General features: G+C 65.4%; 20 protein-coding genes. 8 read left to right on the top strand and 12 right to left on the bottom strand.

The window, feature by feature from the left end; translation table 11 throughout:
- A partial coding sequence (locus KAY22_RS15120) for a hypothetical protein (RefSeq protein ID WP_296624249.1) occupies nt 1–292 on the bottom strand: 292 nt, incomplete at its 3' end.
- Nucleotides 293–530: 238 nt separating this feature from the next.
- Here KAY22_RS15120 and KAY22_RS15115 point away from each other — a divergent pair.
- Nucleotides 531–1,919 (top strand): glycosyltransferase, encoded by a 1,389-nt coding sequence (locus KAY22_RS15115; protein WP_296624248.1) that lies wholly within the window; start codon nt 531–533, stop codon nt 1,917–1,919.
- A 24-nt stretch (nt 1,920–1,943) separates the two neighbouring features.
- Here KAY22_RS15115 and KAY22_RS15110 read toward each other — a convergent pair whose 3' ends face one another.
- The 3 genes from KAY22_RS15110 to KAY22_RS15100 are packed head-to-tail and all read right to left on the bottom strand — an operon-like array spanning nt 1,944 to nt 3,576.
- Nucleotides 1,944–2,591, bottom strand: coding sequence for a heme exporter protein CcmB (locus KAY22_RS15110; protein ID WP_296624247.1), 648 nt, complete (start codon nt 2,589–2,591; stop codon nt 1,944–1,946).
- Nucleotides 2,588–3,175: a heme ABC exporter ATP-binding protein CcmA gene (ccmA, locus tag KAY22_RS15105; protein ID WP_296624246.1), complete on the bottom strand. Its 588-nt coding sequence runs from the start codon at nt 3,173–3,175 to the stop codon at nt 2,588–2,590. The genes KAY22_RS15110 and ccmA overlap by 4 nt, the downstream gene beginning before the upstream one ends.
- Nucleotides 3,175–3,576 (bottom strand): metallopeptidase family protein, encoded by a 402-nt coding sequence (locus KAY22_RS15100; RefSeq protein ID WP_296624245.1) that lies wholly within the window; start codon nt 3,574–3,576, stop codon nt 3,175–3,177. Before KAY22_RS15100 ends, ccmA begins: the two co-directional genes overlap by 1 nt.
- A gap of 49 nt (nt 3,577–3,625) precedes the next feature.
- Between KAY22_RS15100 and KAY22_RS15095 the strand changes: the two genes are divergently transcribed.
- Nucleotides 3,626–3,919, top strand: coding sequence for a 4a-hydroxytetrahydrobiopterin dehydratase (locus KAY22_RS15095; RefSeq protein WP_296624244.1), 294 nt, complete (start codon nt 3,626–3,628; stop codon nt 3,917–3,919).
- A gap of 10 nt (nt 3,920–3,929) precedes the next feature.
- Here KAY22_RS15095 and KAY22_RS15090 read toward each other — a convergent pair whose 3' ends face one another.
- The 5 genes from KAY22_RS15090 to KAY22_RS15070 all read right to left on the bottom strand — a co-directional run bounded on the left by KAY22_RS15090 (nt 3,930) and on the right by KAY22_RS15070 (nt 8,365).
- Entirely contained in the window at nt 3,930–4,796 is an 867-nt protein-coding gene (locus tag KAY22_RS15090) for a class I SAM-dependent methyltransferase (RefSeq protein ID WP_296624243.1), read from the bottom strand.
- A gap of 52 nt (nt 4,797–4,848) precedes the next feature.
- Entirely contained in the window at nt 4,849–6,084 is a 1,236-nt protein-coding gene (locus KAY22_RS15085; RefSeq protein WP_296624242.1) for a pitrilysin family protein, read from the bottom strand.
- Nucleotides 6,085–6,086: 2 nt separating this feature from the next.
- A complete protein-coding gene (gene thrC / locus KAY22_RS15080) occupies nt 6,087–7,487 on the bottom strand; it encodes a threonine synthase (RefSeq protein ID WP_296624241.1) in 1,401 nt (466 codons plus the stop codon).
- Between the two features lie 116 nt (nt 7,488–7,603).
- The gene (locus KAY22_RS15075) at nt 7,604–7,795 is read right to left on the bottom strand and encodes a hypothetical protein (protein WP_296624240.1); all 192 of its coding nucleotides are present in this window, start codon (nt 7,793–7,795) and stop codon (nt 7,604–7,606) included.
- Nucleotides 7,796–7,873: 78 nt separating this feature from the next.
- Complete coding sequence (locus KAY22_RS15070; protein WP_296624239.1) at nt 7,874–8,365, bottom strand: hypothetical protein; 492 nt, start codon at nt 8,363–8,365, stop codon at nt 7,874–7,876.
- 182 nt (nt 8,366–8,547) lie between these two features.
- Here KAY22_RS15070 and KAY22_RS15065 point away from each other — a divergent pair, with 182 nt between their 5' ends.
- The 4 genes from KAY22_RS15065 to KAY22_RS15050 all read left to right on the top strand — a co-directional run bounded on the left by KAY22_RS15065 (nt 8,548) and on the right by KAY22_RS15050 (nt 12,279).
- A complete protein-coding gene (locus KAY22_RS15065) occupies nt 8,548–9,738 on the top strand; it encodes an aspartate aminotransferase family protein (RefSeq protein WP_296624238.1) in 1,191 nt (396 codons plus the stop codon).
- Nucleotides 9,735–10,664, top strand: coding sequence for an ornithine carbamoyltransferase (argF, locus tag KAY22_RS15060; protein ID WP_296624237.1), 930 nt, complete (start codon nt 9,735–9,737; stop codon nt 10,662–10,664). The genes KAY22_RS15065 and argF overlap by 4 nt, the downstream gene beginning before the upstream one ends.
- Nucleotides 10,665–10,762: 98 nt before the next feature.
- Nucleotides 10,763–11,659, top strand: coding sequence for an Hsp33 family molecular chaperone HslO (locus tag KAY22_RS15055; protein WP_296624236.1), 897 nt, complete (start codon nt 10,763–10,765; stop codon nt 11,657–11,659).
- Nucleotides 11,660–11,817: 158 nt separating this feature from the next.
- Entirely contained in the window at nt 11,818–12,279 is a 462-nt protein-coding gene (locus tag KAY22_RS15050; protein ID WP_296624235.1) for a hypothetical protein, read from the top strand.
- A 253-nt stretch (nt 12,280–12,532) separates the two neighbouring features.
- Here KAY22_RS15050 and KAY22_RS15045 read toward each other — a convergent pair whose 3' ends face one another.
- The gene (locus KAY22_RS15045) at nt 12,533–13,324 is read right to left on the bottom strand and encodes a peptidase (protein ID WP_296624234.1); all 792 of its coding nucleotides are present in this window, start codon (nt 13,322–13,324) and stop codon (nt 12,533–12,535) included.
- A 146-nt stretch (nt 13,325–13,470) separates the two neighbouring features.
- On the opposite strand from KAY22_RS15045, the gene queC reads away from it, so the two are divergent.
- Nucleotides 13,471–14,163, top strand: coding sequence for a 7-cyano-7-deazaguanine synthase QueC (gene queC, locus KAY22_RS15040; protein ID WP_296624233.1), 693 nt, complete (start codon nt 13,471–13,473; stop codon nt 14,161–14,163).
- Between the two features lies 1 nt (nt 14,164).
- Nucleotides 14,165–14,794: a 7-carboxy-7-deazaguanine synthase gene (gene queE / locus KAY22_RS15035; protein WP_296624232.1), complete on the top strand. Its 630-nt coding sequence runs from the start codon at nt 14,165–14,167 to the stop codon at nt 14,792–14,794.
- Between the two features lie 19 nt (nt 14,795–14,813).
- Here the strand turns inward: queE and KAY22_RS15030 are convergent, their stop codons facing one another.
- Nucleotides 14,814–15,500: a hypothetical protein gene (locus KAY22_RS15030; protein WP_296624231.1), complete on the bottom strand. Its 687-nt coding sequence runs from the start codon at nt 15,498–15,500 to the stop codon at nt 14,814–14,816.
- A gap of 58 nt (nt 15,501–15,558) precedes the next feature.
- Nucleotides 15,559–15,815: hypothetical protein (locus tag KAY22_RS15025; RefSeq protein ID WP_296624230.1), on the bottom strand; the 257-nt coding region annotated here is incomplete at its 5' end.

Raw genomic sequence — 15,815 nt, 5'->3', positions numbered from 1 at the left:
CGGCCAGATTGTACAGGTCTGCCCGCGCGGGATGGAGCGCCAGCATCGCCATGGCGCCATCGAGCGCCTCGGACATGCGATTCTGGTCATAAAGGGACAAAAGTGTCTCCACCGCCTCGGCATAGGGGCGGCCCGCAAAAGGATTGGCCAATTCGGCCAAGCCCTGCTGCGCGCGCTTGTTGGCTGGGAACGCAGCCAGTATCTCGCGATAGATCTTCTCGGCCCCGGCCGCGTCGCCCGCGCGCGCAAAAGAAAGCGCCTTGCGCAGATTCTGATCAACATTCGGTTTCATCTGATCTCTCGCAAATTCGCACGCCGAGCGCCGGCCCGTGCCGAAAGACTTTCTTCGACAGCCTGTGGTTATCCTCCGCACCCTAAAAAACGATTAACCATTTCATGGCGCGGCAAGGCGCCGGTTTTCAGGTTCCGGCGGGGCGCATTTGTCGATTTGTTAACCCTGTTCGGCCTAGCCCTGCGGGTGAGCCTGAGCGTTCCCGATCCACTCGTTTTCACGAACGAGCCGAGCCCGGATGCGCGGCAATACACAGGGTGACGCGATGATTCCGAAGATCATGCATTTCATTTGGGTCGGCGATGAGACGAAGCGGCCTGACAATTGTATCGAGAGCTGGCGGGCGCGGCATCCCGGCTGGGAGTTTCGGATCTGGGGCAATCGCGAGCTGCAGGAGAACAACTGGGTCAACCAGGGCCATATCGAGGCGATGTATCAGCGCGAGCTCAATGGCGTCGCCGATCTGATGCGGTGGGAGATATTGTACCGGCACGGCGGCGTTCTGCTCGATGCGGACAGCGTGTGCGTCAGGCCGCTGGATGAGGCCTTGCTCGATTGCGAGGCCTTCGCTTGTTGGGAAAACGAGATCGCACGCCCGGGGCTGATCGCAGCCGGCTATTTCGGGAGCGTGGCCGGCAATGAATTTCTTGGCCGGATCATCACCGACATAGCCGCCGAGCCGTCGGTCATCCATGAGATGGCCTGGAAGACCGTCGGTCCCCAGCGACTGACCGACGCCTATCGCTCATATCGATATTCGGCGCTGCGCATCTATCCCAGCCACTATTTCATCCCGCGCCACTTCTCTGGTGTCACCTACAGCGGAAGCGACCCTGTCTACGCTCACCAACTCTGGGGTTCGACGCTGGATGGATATGACGACATCCACAGTCAGGATGTCGTGGCCGTGGCGGATGCGGTGGTGCAAGAGGCCGCCGTCGCCCAGCCCGCCGCCGCAGTTCCGATAGCAACCGCGCCGCGTCCGATGACCGTATCAGGCACGGCATCTCCGCTCGAGGCGCAACATTCGCCCTATTTCGTCCAGCGCGTGAACGTCAGCGAGGAAATCGCCGAACTCAGCCGGCTCGAAGTGTTCCGCTATCTGTGCGAGGGAAAGCGCGTCCTGCATATCGGATGCGCCGATTGGCCGATCACCGACCCGGCGACGTCGCTCCATCTCGCGCTGGAGCCATATTGCGCGACGCTGGATGGGCTCGACGTCCATGTCGAAGCGCTCGAACAGCTGGCGCCCTATGCACGGGGCCGGCTGTTTTCGAGCTTCGAGCAGGTCGAGGACCGTTATGACGTGGTGCTCGTTCCCGAAGTTCTCGAGCATGTTCCGAACGTTGCAGAGTTCATGGAGCAGCTTCAGTCCATCGATGCGGAGTGCTTCCTCATCTCGGTTCCCGACGCCTATCAGTGTCAGGCGCGCCATTTCGACTTCGTGAAACATTCGCAGACGTTCGTCGAAGTCGTCCATCCAGATCACAATGTCTGGTACACGCCCTATACCTTCTCCAACACCATCCAGAAATACAGCGATCTCGTGCTGGAGCGGATGTGGTTCTTCAATCGCATATCGCTGCTCGCGCTGTTGTCGAAGCGGTCCGTCGCGCTGGCGGCCTGACGGTGTTCGGAGGCGCCCGCCCGGCTATTCGCGGGCGGCGCGCAATGCGGCGCCCGCAGCGAAGGGGGCGAGGGCGGTCAGCAGCAGGGCTGCGGCACCGAGCAGCTTGAGCGCGCCCATGCCATCGGGGCCGAGCGCGCCGGCGCCGAAGATCAGCAGCGGCACCGCAAGCGGCAGCATCAGCAGGCCGGCGAGCGCACCCGCGCCTCGCAGGCCCAGGATCAGCGCGCTGGTCATCACCCCGAGAGCCGCGAGCGCCGGGGTGCCGATGGCGAGGCTGAGTTCGAGCCGCAGCAGCGTCGTACCGTCGAGACGGAGAAGCGCTGCGGCGGGCAGGGCGGCGAGCAGCAATGGCGGCCCGAAGCCCAGCCAGTGGGCGAGGATCTTGCCGGCGGCGATCGCCTCGTCCGAAAAGCCGCGCACGGCGAACTGGTCGAGCACGCCCTGCTCGGCATCGGGGGCGATCAGCCGATCGACCGGCAGCAGCGCCGCCAGCAGCGCCGCCATCCAAAGCGCGCCGCCGCCGACCTTGGCGAGTAGCGCGCCGTCGGGGCCGACCGCGAACGGAAAGAGCGTCGCCACCAGCAGGAAGAAGACCAGCGGCAGCAGCGCACCGCCGCCCTGATAGGCGGTACGCACGTCGCGCAGGACGATGGCGAGCCAGCCCTTCATGCCGCTACCTTGCCGAGCTCGATTGGCAGCGCACCGGGCAGATCGAGCGGCTGGTGCGTCGCCAGAAGCACGATCCCGCCGCCTGCGCGATGGGCGGCCATGGCGGCGGCGAGCCGGCCGAGCGACGCGGTGTCCAGGCCGTTGCCCGGCTCGTCGAGCAGCCAGATGTCGGCGCGCGCCGCGAGAATGCGGGCAAGGGTCGCGCGCTTGCGCTGTCCCGTGGACAGCATATGCACAGGCACCTCGGCGAGATTGGCGATCCCCATCCGGTCAAGCGCGTCGCGCACGGCGTCCGCTTCGCTGCCATCAATGCGCGCCCAGAAGCCGAGCGCGCGTGCCAGTGGCAGGCGCATGTCGAGCGCGGCGGCTTCGCCGGCATGGGCGATCCGGCCTTCATGATCGATCGTGCCGGCGGACAGGGGCAGCAGGCCCGCTGCGAGGCGCATCAGGCTCGACTTGCCTGCCCCGTTGGGCCCGGTCAGCAGCGCTGCGTCGCCGGCGCCCAACGCAAAGCTCAGCCCCTCGAACAGCAGCCGGTCGCCGCGCAGGCAGGCGACCCGATCGAAAACGAGCCGCGCGGTCATCAGCCGGCCATCGCCTCCAGCGCTTCCATATCGGCATCGGACAGGCCGAAATGATGCCCGATTTCGTGGATCACGACATGTCCGACCAATGCCTCGAGCGAGACGTCGGTCTCGACCCATTCGTCGAGGATCGCGCGGCGATAGAGGTGGATCATATCGGGCATGGTGCCAGAATGGTCGACCGACTTCGATCCGACCGGCAGGCCGGTATAGAGGCCGGTCAGCTCGAACGGATTTTCTATGCCCATCTCGTCGAGCGTGGCGTCGTCGGCGAATTCCTCCACCTTCAGCACGACATCGCCCAGGTGCTGGGCGAACTCGGCGGGCAGGCGCGCGATCGTGGCGCGGGCAATGGCCTCGATCCGGTCGGCCGTGGGCGGGAGGGTTTGACCTTCACTCATCTTGCGTCGACATAGAGGCGAGAAACCGAACACGCCAGCGGAGGATGATTTGTCGATCGAAGCCCTGAACGAAGCCGAACGTGCCGATGCGCTCGATGCCCTGCCCGACTGGGATTATGACGAGGCTCGCGACGCCATCACCCGCCGCTTCACCTTCCCCGACTTTTCGGCCGCCTTCGCCTTCATGACGCGGGTGGCGCTCTATGCCGAGAAGAACGACCACCACCCCGAATGGTCCAATGTGTGGAACCGGGTCGACGTGCTGCTGACCACGCATGACGCGGGCGGCCTGTCGCATCGCGACATCGCCATGGCCGAGGCGATCGAGGCGCTGCTCGACTGAGGCCTGGGGCTCAGTCCCGGTGCCAGCGGGCGAAGATCGCGGTTGGCAGCAGCAGGCCGCGGGCTTCCTCGCGCACCGCCATCTCGCCGACTTCGACGGTACCGCCCAGGTCGGCTGTCGCCTGGCGCAGCAGCTCGCCGATCGCAAGCGCCGACATGCGGATCGCATAGACGGTCAGCACGAGGAACTTCGACTTGTCGTCGAGCAGCGCCCGGCAGTCGGCGATCAGCGCAGGGAGATGTTCCTCCAGCCGCCAGGTCTCGCCATTGGGGCCGCGCCCGAACTTGGGCGGATCGAGAAAGATGCCGTCATAGCGGCGCTCGCGCCGAACTTCGCGCGCCGCGAACTTCGCGGCATCGTCGACCATCCAGCGGATCGGACGGTCGGCCATGTCCGACAGGAAGGCGTTGGCCTTGGCAGCCTCGACCGACTTCTTCGAGGCATCGACATGGGTCAGGCGGGCGCCTTTGGCAGCGAGCGCGAGCGTTCCCACGCCGGTATAGCCGAACAGGTTCATCACCTCGTCGCCCTCTGCCGTGCGATCGCGCATCCATGACCATTGCGGCGCCATGTCGGGGAAGAAGGCGAGGTGACGGAAAGGGGTGTTCTGTGCGGTGAAGCGGACCTCTTCCCAGCGCATGTGCCATCCGCCGCGCGGCACGTCGCGCGACAGGTGCCACTTGCCGCCGCCATCCTCGTCGGACGCGCCGATGAAGTCGCCATCGGCCTCCCAGTTGGTCGAGGCGGGCGCCCACATCGCCTGCGGCTCGGGCCGGATGAAGCGGAAGCGGCCGTAGCGTTCGAGCTTGCGGCCATGGCCGGAATCGACCAGCCCGTAATCGGTCCAGGGTTCGGTGACGATCGTGGTCAGCTGCATGATATGTCCGTCTCGAAAGGCCGCGCCGCCGGTCGTGCCGGCCGCGCCATGGTCAGGCCGCCGCCTTCAGCGCCGGGCCGACCGTCGCCAGCGTTTCCGCGCCCTCGAGCATCCGGGCGCCGGCCGCCCGGACCTCGTCCAATGTGCAGGCGTTGACCTTGGTGACGATCGTGGCGGGATCGATCGGCGTTCCATGAACGAGGGTCTGGAAACCCAGCCGATCGGCACGGCTCTGCACCGATTCGAGCGCCATCAATATGGTGGCCCTTATCTGCGCCTTGGCGCGGTCGAGCTCGACCTCCGACAAGGTGACGGCGGCCTCGCGCAGCAGGTCGCGCGACAGATCGGTTGCATGCTGCGCTTCGCGCCGAGCTGTTGCCAGATAGACGGTCAGCATCCCCGTGTCGCGCCAGGCGGCAACCGATGAGCCGACCGAATAGGCCAGGCCGCGTTCCTCACGTATTGCCTGGAACAGGCGCGAGGAACTGCCCTCGCCGGCGGCCTGGCTGAACAGCAGCAGGGGATAATAAGCCGGGTCGAAATAGCTGACGCCTTCCCAGCCGAACAGGATATGCGCCGATTCGAGCCGCCGCCGTTCGACGAACAGCCCACCCTGATAGGCAGCGCCTTCTGCCACCGGTCGCGGTGCCGGCTCCATGTCGCCGAAGCGGCGCTCGGCAAGGTCGACGAGCTGGTCGATGTCGATCTTGCCCGCCGCCGCCAGCACCATGCTCTGCGGGCGATAATGGGTGCGCGTCCAGCCGTGAAGATCGTCGACGCCGATCGCACCGATGCTCTCTTCCTCACCCAGGACCGGGCGGCCGAAGGCCTGGTCCGGCCAGGCAGTCGAATGGAAATGGTCGTTGATGATGTCGTCGGGCAGGTCGCGCGCTTCGCCCAGTTCCTGCAGCACGACGTCCTTCTCGCGGACGAGGTCGCTCGCCTCGAAATGCGGCTTGCGGACCAGGTCGGCGACAAGCTCGACCCCCAGGTCGACATTTTCGGCGAGCAGGCGCGCTTGGAAAGCGGTCTGGTCGCGTGACGTATAGGCGTTCAGATAGCCGCCGACATTTTCGACCGCTTCCGAAATCTGGCGCGCATTGCGGCCACCGGCGCCCTTGAACACCATATGCTCGAACAGATGGGCGAGGCCGTTGGTCCGCGCATCCTCATGGCGGGCGCCGCAATCGACATGCAGGCCGAGCGCCACCGTCTCGACGCCGATCATCGGTTCGGCGGCGATGGTGAAGCCGTTGGCCAGCCTGTGGATGTGCGGGCCGACGGTCATGTTCAGGCTGCCGTCACCGACTGGTCGGCGACGAACTGCTCGATCGCGCCGATCTCGGCCGGCAGCACGACATAGCGCTCCTGCCGTTCGAACAGCTCACCGATCCGCGCAGGCAGCGTCGGGCGTACGCCCGTGGCGCGTTCGACGGCATCGCCGAACTTGGCGGGATGCGCCGTTGCGAGCGTGACGACCGGGATCGAGGCGTCGAGTTCGGCGTCCTGCGCGGCGGCGAGGCCGATCGCGCTGTGCGGATCGATCGTCTCTCCGGCGCGGTCATGCGCCCAGCGCATCGCCATCTGCATCCGGTCGGCATCGATCCGGGCGCTGGAGAAGAGACCGGCGGCTTCGCTGCGCATCGCGGCGGGGATGTCGAGCCGGCGGCTGGACTCGAAGCCGTTCATCGTTGCGTTCAGCGCGGCGCCGTCGCGGCCGTGCAGGTCGAACAGCAGCCGTTCGAAGTTGGAGCTGACCTGTATGTCCATCGACGGAGCGGAGGTCGGTGTCACCGTGCCGACCGAATAGTCGCCGGTCGACAGCGCGCGGTGGAGGATGTCGTTGACGTTCGTTGCGACGACCAGCTTCGCGACCGGCAGGCCCATGCGCGCGGCGACATAGCCGGCGAAGACGTCACCGAAATTGCCGGTCGGCACCGAGAAGGCGACCGGGCGATCGGGGGCGCCGAGCTGAACGCCCGCGTAGAAATAATAGACGACCTGGGCCATCAGCCGCGCCCAGTTGATCGAATTGACCGCCGACAGGTTGAAGCGGTTGGCGAAGCCGGCATCGGCGAACATCGCCTTCACCAGCGCCTGCGCATCGTCGAAGCTGCCCTCGATCGCGATGTTGTGGACGTTCGGCGCCAGCACCGTCGTCATCTGGCGGCGCTGCACCTCGGACACGCGGCCCTTGGGGTGCAGCATGAAGATGTCGACCTTGGCGCGCCCAGCCAGCGCGTCGATCGCGGCAGAGCCCGTGTCGCCGCTGGTAGCGCCGATCACGGTCAGATGGGTGTCGCGCTTGGCCAGGAAGCGTTCGAACAGCAAGCCGAGCAGCTGGAGCGCGACATCCTTGAAGGCCAGCGTCGGGCCGTGGAACAGCTCCAGCAGCCACTGGCGATGGTCGAGTTGCTTGAGCGGCACGACTGCGGCGTGGGCGAAGCGGCCATAAGCAGCTTCGCACAGTGCCTTCAGTTCCTGGTCGTCGAGCGCGCCTGCGACGAAGGGCCGCATGACTGCGACAGCGGTATCGACATAGGACAGGCCGCGCATCGCCGCGATCTCGGCGGTCGTGAAACTCGGCCACTGATCGGGCACATAGAGCCCGCCGTCCGAGGCGAGGCCCGCGAGCGTGACGTCTTCGAATCCGAGGCGGGGGGCCGAGCCCCTGGTGCTGACATACTGCATGACCGGCGGCCCTTAGCGACCGCGCGCCGTTGCGGCAAGGAATTGGGAGGGGTGAAGCCCGAAACATCGTGCCTGTGGCGGATCGGCATCGTCCAGCCTGCTGAGACCTTTGTCGGTCAGGAGAGCCAGGCGAGCAGCGCCGAGATCAGGGTCGCGCCGCCGATTGGCGCGACAAGCAAGAGCAGGATATTGATCGCGGCCACAACCGCCAGCATCTTCTGTTGGCGGACATTCAGCGCCGGCCGCCGGTCGGGTTGCTTCGGTTGCCATGGCGGGGGAGGCGGCTGATCGCGGAAATCCATGAACATGTGGCGGCCTCCGTTTTTGCAGAGATTTGAGAATGACGCGTGAGGCGTGCACCGTCGACCTGCCGCTTGGGGCAGCCGCTAAAAGTCGAGACCGACCGACAGGCGGACGTCGCGCGCCGAAATCTGGCCGGTGTCGGGTACCGCGCGATAATTGCCTATGCGCGCGCCGACGTTGACGGGGCCCTGGGCCTCGGGCGGTTTGACCGTGATCGACTGGCTCTCGCTTGCCATCCGGCGATAGCCGGTCCGCGTGGTCGAGGTGGTCGACCGGTCCTCGACGCCGAGCGCACTGGCGGCGCGCTTCGACTCATTTTCGGCGCGTGCCGCGCTGGCGGCATCCTCGATCGGCGCGATCGTAGCGCCCGCAGGCAGGTTGCGGGGCGGGTCGCTCAGGCGGAAGGAACCCGACCAGTCGAGCACCACCGGCTGTGGCGGAACGGGCGAAATGGATGGCGCGTCCTCGACCGGCGCGGCCTTGCCGGGTAAGCCCGTGATGGCGACGGCCAGGGCCACCCCGGCCGGCAGGAGCCGGCAGAGCTTGCGCTGCGAGTCGACAAGAAGCGTCCACATGCCATCACCCTAGCATCGCAGGCTGCTTTTTCCCATCCGGTCGCAGGGGAATCACGCGACGAAGCGTTTGACGAGCATAGGGCTGCGTCACTATATGCGCGCTCCGTCAGGCGGCCGGTGGCCGCCTTTTTGCATTTTCGGAGCGATTTCAGAGCCGATCGAAAGGAAAGGGAGTTTTTGCCATGACCATCACCCCGCTCATGCCGGTTTATCCGCGGTGCGGCGTGCGTCCGGTGCGAGGCGAAGGCTGCTACCTGATCGGCGAGCGCGGCGAGCGCTATCTCGACTTCGCGAGCGGTATCGCGGTCAATCTGCTCGGCCACGGCCACCCCGAACTGGTCCAGGCCATAGCCGACCAGGCGGCGACACTGATGCACGTTTCGAACCTTTATGGCAGCCCGCAGGGTGAGGCCTTCGCCCAGAAGCTGGTCGATCGCACCTTCGCCGACACGGTCTTCTTCACCAATTCGGGCGCCGAGGCTGTCGAGTGCGCGATCAAGGCCGCGCGCCGGTATCACCATGTGAACGGCCAGCCCAACCGGACCAAGATCATCAGCTTCACCAACGCCTTCCACGGACGGACGCTGGGCACGATCTCGGCCACCAACCAGCCGAAGATGCGCGACGGCTTCGAGCCGCTGCTGCCGGGCTTCGAGGTGGTTCCGTTCAACGATCTGGAGGCGGCCCGTGCCGCTGTTGACGCGAACACCGCCGGCTTCCTGGTCGAGCCGGTCCAGGGCGAGGGCGGCATGACGCCCGCCAAGCCCGAATTCCTCCAGGGTCTGCGCCAGATCTGCGACGAGCAGGGTCTGTTGCTCATCCTCGATGAGGTCCAGTGCGGCTATTGCCGGACGGGCACTTTCTTCGCGCATGAGCAATATGGCATCACCCCCGACATCATGGCCGTGGCCAAGGGCATCGGCGGTGGCTTTCCGCTCGGCGCCTGCCTCGCGACCGAGGAAGCGGCCAAGGGCATGGTGATTGGCACCCACGGCTCGACCTATGGTGGCAATCCGCTCGCGATGGCTGCGGCCGAGGCGGTGTTCCGGGTCGCGGTGAACGACGCGTTTCTCGCCAATGTCCAGACGATGGCCGCCCGCCTGCGTCAGGCGATCGAACAGATGATGCCGAACCATGACTCGGTGTTCGACAGCACACGCGGCTTGGGCCTCATGATCGGCATCAAGCTGAAGGACGCCGTCGAGGCGCGCGCCTTCGTTGCGCATCTGCGCGACAATCACGGCCTGCTGACGGTCGCGGCCGGCGAAAATGTTGTCCGGATCCTGCCGCCGCTCGTGATTGACGACAGCCATGTCGCCGAGTGCGTCGAGAAGCTGTCGGCCGGCGCCCGGACCTTCGAGGCCGGGCAATGAGCCGGTCCTTCATCGATCTCGCCGATGCCGGCAGCGCCGGGCTGACGCTGATGCTCGACGAGGCGATCGCCCGCAAGCAGGCCCGCAAGGGGCTGCCAAAGGGACGGATCGACGCCGATGCGCCGCTGGCGGGCCACACGCTTGCGATGATCTTCGAGAAGAACTCGACCCGCACGCGCGTGTCGTTCGACATGGCGATGCGCCAGCTGGGCGGCACCACGATCGTCATGGACTCGGGCAGCATGCAGCTCGGTCGCGGCGAGACGATCGCCGACACCGCGCGCGTGCTCAGTCGCTATGTCGACGCGATCATGATCCGCACCGACGATCATCAAAAAGCGCTCGATCTCGCGCGCTATGCCGATGTGCCGGTGATCAACGGGCTGACCGACCAGTCGCACCCCTGCCAGATCATGGCCGACATGCTGACCGTGATCGAGCATCGCGGTGCCCTCACCGGCTCGCGCTGGGCCTGGTTCGGCGACGGCAACAATGTCCTCCACTCGATCGTCGAGGCAGGCAGTCTGCTCGGCTTCCCCGTCGGTATCGCCTGTCCGGAGGGCTATGATCCCGATCCGGCGGTGATCGCGGCAGCGCGCGCGCGCGGCGGCGATGTCCGTCTGTCGCGCGATGCAGCAGAGATCGTGGCGGGGGCGGACGTCATCGTAACCGACACCTGGATCTCGATGGGGCAGGCGCATGCCGAGGAAAAGCTGAAGGCGATGATGCCCTATCAGGTCGACGAGGCGCTGATGGCGCGCGCGGCGGCGGATGCGGTCTTCCTCCACTGCCTGCCCGCGCATCGTGGCGAAGAGGTCGTCGATGCGGTGATCGACGGGCCGCAGTCGCTGATCTGGGACGAGGCCGAGAATCGCCTGCACGCCCAAAAAGCGGTCCTGCTCTGGTGTCTCGGCAAGATCGGCTGATTGCAGCTGGTACCGGCGGGAGCTTCGGCTACCGCTCGCACCCTTCGGCTTGAAATCCACAGGGTCCGTACCGACTTGGTTGCGGACAGGAAATCGCATTGACCATCAACACCACCCTCGACACCGCCCTCGGCTTCACCATTCCGGAGCGCCATGTGCGCGGCCGGGTCGTGCGGCTCGGGCCTACGCTCGACCGCATACTCGGCGCACATGGCTATCCGCCGGCGATCGAACGGCTGCTGGCCGATGCGCTGGTGCTTGCGGCCTTGCTCGGTTCTACGCTGAAGCATGAGCAGGGTCAGTTGACCCTGCAGGCGCAGGCCGAAGGCGGCGCCGTCGAATTGCTCGTTGCCGATTACAAGGCGGGCGAGATGCGCGGCTATATCCGCCACGATCCCGAACGGGTCGCCGAAATACCTGCCGATCCGACGCTGTTCGCGCTGTTCGGCAAGGGCTATCTGGCGATCACCTTCGATCAGGCGGTCACCGGGGAGCGCTATCAGGGCATCGTCCCGCTCGAGGGTGCGTCGCTTGCCGAGGCGGCTGAGGCTTATTTCACCCAGTCCGAGCAATTGCCGAGCCTGGTGCGGCTGCACAGCAAGCGGCTCGAGGACGGCAGCCATGTCGCCGGTGGTATCCTGATCCAGCACCTTCCCGAGGGAGAAGAGGGGCGGGAGCGTCTGCACACCCGTCTCGATCATCCCGAATGGGAGCATGTCCTTGCCCTGGCCCAGACGGTCACGACCGCCGAACTGGCCGATCCGAAGCTGACGCCGTCGGATATCCTGTGGAGGCTGTTTAACGAGGACGAGGTTCGTACCTTCGCTGCGGTCGATCTGCAGCGCGGATGCCGGTGCGATCCGGGCCATATCCGCTCGGTGATCGCGCGTTTCCCGGTCGAGGAGCGCGCCGAGATGGCCGATGCGGCAGGAGAGATCCACGTTGATTGCGAGTTTTGCGCAAAGCGCTTTTCGCTCTCACTCGAATCGATTTGATGCGCCGCTACCCGAATCCGTAACGCATTCGGTACAATACAGCTTTCTTCAGCATTCCCGCTGTCCGTCATCGGCTATCGACGCTTGGTCGAAATGGGCTGGCGCGGACGGCGGGGCAAGCGAATCGCGACGTCGACTTTGTTCGAGCGGGGGATGTGATGCGTAGGGTGGTCGTAGCAGTTGCGGGGATGGCGATGATCCTGGGCGTGATCGCAGGCGCGCGCCTCGTTGCGGCACCCGCCGCTCCGTCCGCGCCCGTCTCGCCCGCGACCGCATCGGTGCCGGATGCGCTTAAGCAGATCGAGCCAGGCTCGTGGCAGATCGAAGTGGAGGGGCGGCCCAACCGCCAGCTTTGCCTTGCCGATCCCATGGCTCTCGTCCAGATCGAGCATGATCAGACCGGCTGCACCCGCTTCGTTGTCGCGAACGAACCGCGCAGCGCCACTGTCCAGTATAGCTGCCCACGGGCAGGATGGGGCCGCAGCACTCTCCGCGTCTCAACGCCGCGCCAGGTTGTCATCTCGACTCAGGGCATCGCCCGAAACGCACCGTTCGACTATAAGGTTACGGCGCACCGGGTCGGAGAATGCACTGCGGCTGGAGCCGTATCGTCGCGTTGAGCCGTAGCGTCATTCCCGTTGCGCAGGCCTTGCAGCGCCCCGATGCGACCAAAGTCGAATCGCCCAGTACAGCGATGACGTGAGCTGGTTAATCCTTTGTTTATGCGGTCCATAGTAGAGGGGAGATGTGCCTCCCCCTTGGGCACATTTTCCTCCCTTAGCAGGCTTTCAGCCTCACTGGGCCGCCTCCGGGCGGCCCTTTCTTTTGGTGGGCCGCGTTCGGGCTGGTCTTTCCTTCTCGACGGAAGGGCTGTCACCGCTTTGCGCGAAGACGGTCGGCGATGTCGCTGGTGGGATCCTCGGCGCGCAGAAAGGGCGGATCGGGGATAGAAGCTCTCGACTCGTTCAGCAGCATCGACCAGCGCGCCGATAGGTTGCGGAAATAGGCGTCGTCGGCCTCGATCCGCCTCGAGACGATCGGAGCCGTGACATCCTGCCTGAGGACGATCAGGTCGAACGGCAGGCCGACCGACAGATCGGACCTGATGGTGGAGTCGAACGACAGCAGCCCCACCTTCACCGCCTCTTCCAGCGAACTTTCATAATTCATCGCGCGGTCGAGGATAGGCTTGCCATATTGGGTGGCGCCGATCTGGAAGAAGGGGCTGTCCTGCTGGCACTCGATGAAATTGCCAGCATCGTAGATCAGGAAGAGCGTCAGCGGCCCACCCGCGATGCGCCCGCCGAGCAGGAGCGAAATGCCCGAAGGAACGCCGGCCGCATAGAGCGCTGGTTTGAGCTGCGCCCCGGCCGACATCACCGCTTCGCCGACCAGTTGGGCGACCTGGAACATGCTGGGCATATGTTCGATCCTGCGGGGTGTGTCCTCGCCGTTGCGGGCGGGCAGGCCTTCGGACAACATTCCGAGCACGAGCTGGGTAACCGACAGATTGCCTGCGCTGGCGAGGACGACGAAACTGTCGCGCTCGTCCGCCAGGATGTGGAGCTTGCGATAGGTGGAAATATTGTCGATGCCGGCATTGGTCCTCGTGTCGCCGACCATGATCAGCCCCTCACGCAGCATGATTCCGAGACAATAGGTCATCCTGCCCCCGCTTGGCCTCTCCGCTCCGCCGTGCAGGATATCCTATGGGCGGGATTTGTCAGCGGCCGAATTGTCAGGCCGGGCAGCGAGGTCCATGCCCTAGACTAGCGGTGGATTCGTGCTGTCGAATCGCCTAAACGCGCGCCATGTCTGACATTGCGAACAGCGAAAGCCGCCGCGCCATCGTGCTGCTGTCGGGTGGGCTCGACTCCATGGTATCGGGTGGTCTGGCGCGCGAGCAAGGCTACAGCCTCGCGGCGCTCACGATCGATTACAACCAGCGGCATCGGGTCGAACTCGAAGCGGCGAAGCGGGTCGCGGATGCCCTGGGCGTGGACCGGCACGTGACGCTGCCGCTCAACCTTCGGGCCTTTGGCGGTTCCTCGCTGACCGACGACATCGACGTGCCGAAGGACGGCGTCCAGCCGGGCATACCGTCGACCTATGTTCCGGCACGCAACACCATCTTCCTGTCGCTGGCGCTCGGCTTCGCCGAGGCGACCGGCGCCCGCCACATCTTCGTGGGCGTGAACGCGCTCGACTATTCGGGCTATCCCGACTGCCGTCCCGAGTTCATTTCCGCCTTCCAGCATCTGGCCGATCTGGCGACGCGCATGGGCGTCGAGGGGCAGGGCTTCACGATCCACGCGCCGCTTCAGCATATGACCAAGGCCGACATCGCGCGCGAAGCCGATCGTCTGGGCCTCGACGCGGGCATGAGTTGGTCCTGCTATGATCCGACGCCCGACGGGCGCCATTGCGGGCTGTGCGACAGCTGCCGGTTGCGGTCCAAGGGTTTCGAAGAAGCGGGCCTTCGCGATCCGACGGTCTACGCCTGACATGGGCAGCTATGCGGTCAAGGAGATGTTCCTGACGCTGCAGGGCGAAGGCATGCAGGTCGGCCGCCGTGCGGTTTTTCTCCGCTTTGCCGGCTGCAATCTGTGGAGCGGACGCGAGGAGGACCGGGCAACCGCCATCTGCCGCTTCTGCGATACCGATTTCGTGGGTCTCGATGGCGACAATGGCGGGCGATATGATGCCGGCGCGCTTGCCGACAAGGTGCTGGCCCTGTGGGGCTCATTCCCGTCGCCGCTGGTCGTGATGACGGGCGGGGAGCCATTGCTGCAGGTCGACGTCGCGTTGATCGACGCGCTACGCGAGCGGGGCATAGAGACCGCGGTCGAGACCAATGGCACCCAGCCGGCCCCCGAGGGTATCGACTGGATTTGCGTGAGTCCGAAGGCGGGTAGCGAGGTCGTCCAGCGCAAGGGACAGGAACTGAAGCTGGTCTGGCCGCAGCCGGGAATCGACCCGGTCCAGCTCGAAAGCTGGGACTTCGAGCATTTCCTGCTCCAGCCGATGGACGGGCCGGACCTTTCCGCCGCGCGGGAGGCCGCTATCGCCTATATCCTGGAGCATCCCCGCTGGCGGCTGTCGACCCAGACGCACAAGGTCGTGGGAATCCGATAGCCGCCGGGCTTGCGGCTCGTCAGCCGCCGGTCTTGCGTAGCTCGGTGCTGGCCTGCTGCATGCGCGGTGCGCATACGGCCTTGAGCTGATCCTTCTTGGTCCAGCACGCCTGGTCCATAGAAGGGGTCTGAACCGAAACCTGGATGTAGCGGCGGGCATGGATCATGTCGCCGGCGGGGACCAGGCTGTTGCGGAACTCACGCATGCGATCGACGGCGAGTTGCGTCAGATGCCCGCGCCCGAGCTTGCGAGCATCGCGTCCGATCGCCGAGGCGGTCTCGCAGAAGCCCAGCTGGGCGTGCATCGTCGAGAAGCCATTGTACGTCTTGGTCGTGTAGTCGTCGAAGGCTTTCTGCCAGCTCTTGCCCTGGGTCCGTTTGAAATAGCCACCGAGCGTCTTGTAGGCAGTGTTGAGTTCGTCGGCATTCTTCGACAGCAGGTCGTTGTAATTGGGAACGGTAAGGAGGATAGGCGAGAACTGGCACTGGAGTGCGGCGACGTTGAGGCCCGCACGCATGTTCCAGAGAAGGTGGGCGCGCAATTCGGCCGGGGTTGCCTTCGGCATTGCGATACCAAGGCCGGGCTCGTCGCCCTGGACAGGCGCTGCCTTGAAATTGGGCCCGAACCAGAAAAGATAGGCTGACGCCGGCGCAGCCTGCACCGTCATCGCCACCAAGGCCAAGGTCGAGGCCAAAACGCGCACCATATTACCGTCCTCCGATATGTCCGAACCCGGCCGGCCCCACGGCCCGGTTCCTCCTGCTTTACATTGCGTTGCTTGCGTTCCCCGCTTCGATTCCGTTGGCGACTTCGCTGCCCGCCTTGTCGAGCACCGCGCTTTCCACGATCGTCATGTCATTCATCGTGCCGTCGCTGGCGTTCATCTCGACCAGGTTGGTATCCGCGCCCGCATCCTTGCTGCCGCAGCCGGACAGGCCGGCGCAGGCCAGAATCAGGCCGGCAACGACGAGACCGTCGATCGAACGTTTCATGATGTCCCCCGGAAAGGCTGTGCGGGGAC

The sequence above is a fragment of the Rhizorhabdus sp. genome (assembly GCF_018006725.1).
Taxonomy (GTDB): Bacteria; Pseudomonadota; Alphaproteobacteria; order Sphingomonadales; family Sphingomonadaceae; genus Rhizorhabdus.
Note: the sequence above shows the minus strand (reverse complement) of the source record. Positions and strands in the feature narration are given on the sequence as shown.

Coding starts and splice junctions, on each gene's coding strand:
- KAY22_RS15100 (WP_296624245.1), bottom strand. CDS start 3,576: ATGAGTGAAGGTCAAACCCTCCCGCCCACGGCCGACCGGATCGAGGCC.
- KAY22_RS15085 (WP_296624242.1), bottom strand. CDS start 6,084: ATGACCGTCGGCCCGCACATCCACAGGCTGGCCAACGGCTTCACCATC.
- KAY22_RS15050 (WP_296624235.1), top strand. CDS start 11,818: ATGCGTAGGGTGGTCGTAGCAGTTGCGGGGATGGCGATGATCCTGGGC.
- KAY22_RS15070 (WP_296624239.1), bottom strand. CDS start 8,365: ATGTGGACGCTTCTTGTCGACTCGCAGCGCAAGCTCTGCCGGCTCCTG.
- KAY22_RS15115 (WP_296624248.1), top strand. CDS start 531: ATGCGCGGCAATACACAGGGTGACGCGATGATTCCGAAGATCATGCAT.
- KAY22_RS15065 (WP_296624238.1), top strand. CDS start 8,548: ATGACCATCACCCCGCTCATGCCGGTTTATCCGCGGTGCGGCGTGCGT.
- KAY22_RS15030 (WP_296624231.1), bottom strand. CDS start 15,500: ATGGTGCGCGTTTTGGCCTCGACCTTGGCCTTGGTGGCGATGACGGTG.
- queE (WP_296624232.1), top strand. CDS start 14,165: ATGGGCAGCTATGCGGTCAAGGAGATGTTCCTGACGCTGCAGGGCGAA.
- ccmA (WP_296624246.1), bottom strand. CDS start 3,175: ATGACCGCGCGGCTCGTTTTCGATCGGGTCGCCTGCCTGCGCGGCGAC.
- KAY22_RS15110 (WP_296624247.1), bottom strand. CDS start 2,591: ATGAAGGGCTGGCTCGCCATCGTCCTGCGCGACGTGCGTACCGCCTAT.
- KAY22_RS15045 (WP_296624234.1), bottom strand. CDS start 13,324: ATGACCTATTGTCTCGGAATCATGCTGCGTGAGGGGCTGATCATGGTC.
- thrC (WP_296624241.1), bottom strand. CDS start 7,487: ATGCAGTATGTCAGCACCAGGGGCTCGGCCCCCCGCCTCGGATTCGAA.
- KAY22_RS15075 (WP_296624240.1), bottom strand. CDS start 7,795: ATGTTCATGGATTTCCGCGATCAGCCGCCTCCCCCGCCATGGCAACCG.
- KAY22_RS15090 (WP_296624243.1), bottom strand. CDS start 4,796: ATGCAGCTGACCACGATCGTCACCGAACCCTGGACCGATTACGGGCTG.
- argF (WP_296624237.1), top strand. CDS start 9,735: ATGAGCCGGTCCTTCATCGATCTCGCCGATGCCGGCAGCGCCGGGCTG.
- queC (WP_296624233.1), top strand. CDS start 13,471: ATGTCTGACATTGCGAACAGCGAAAGCCGCCGCGCCATCGTGCTGCTG.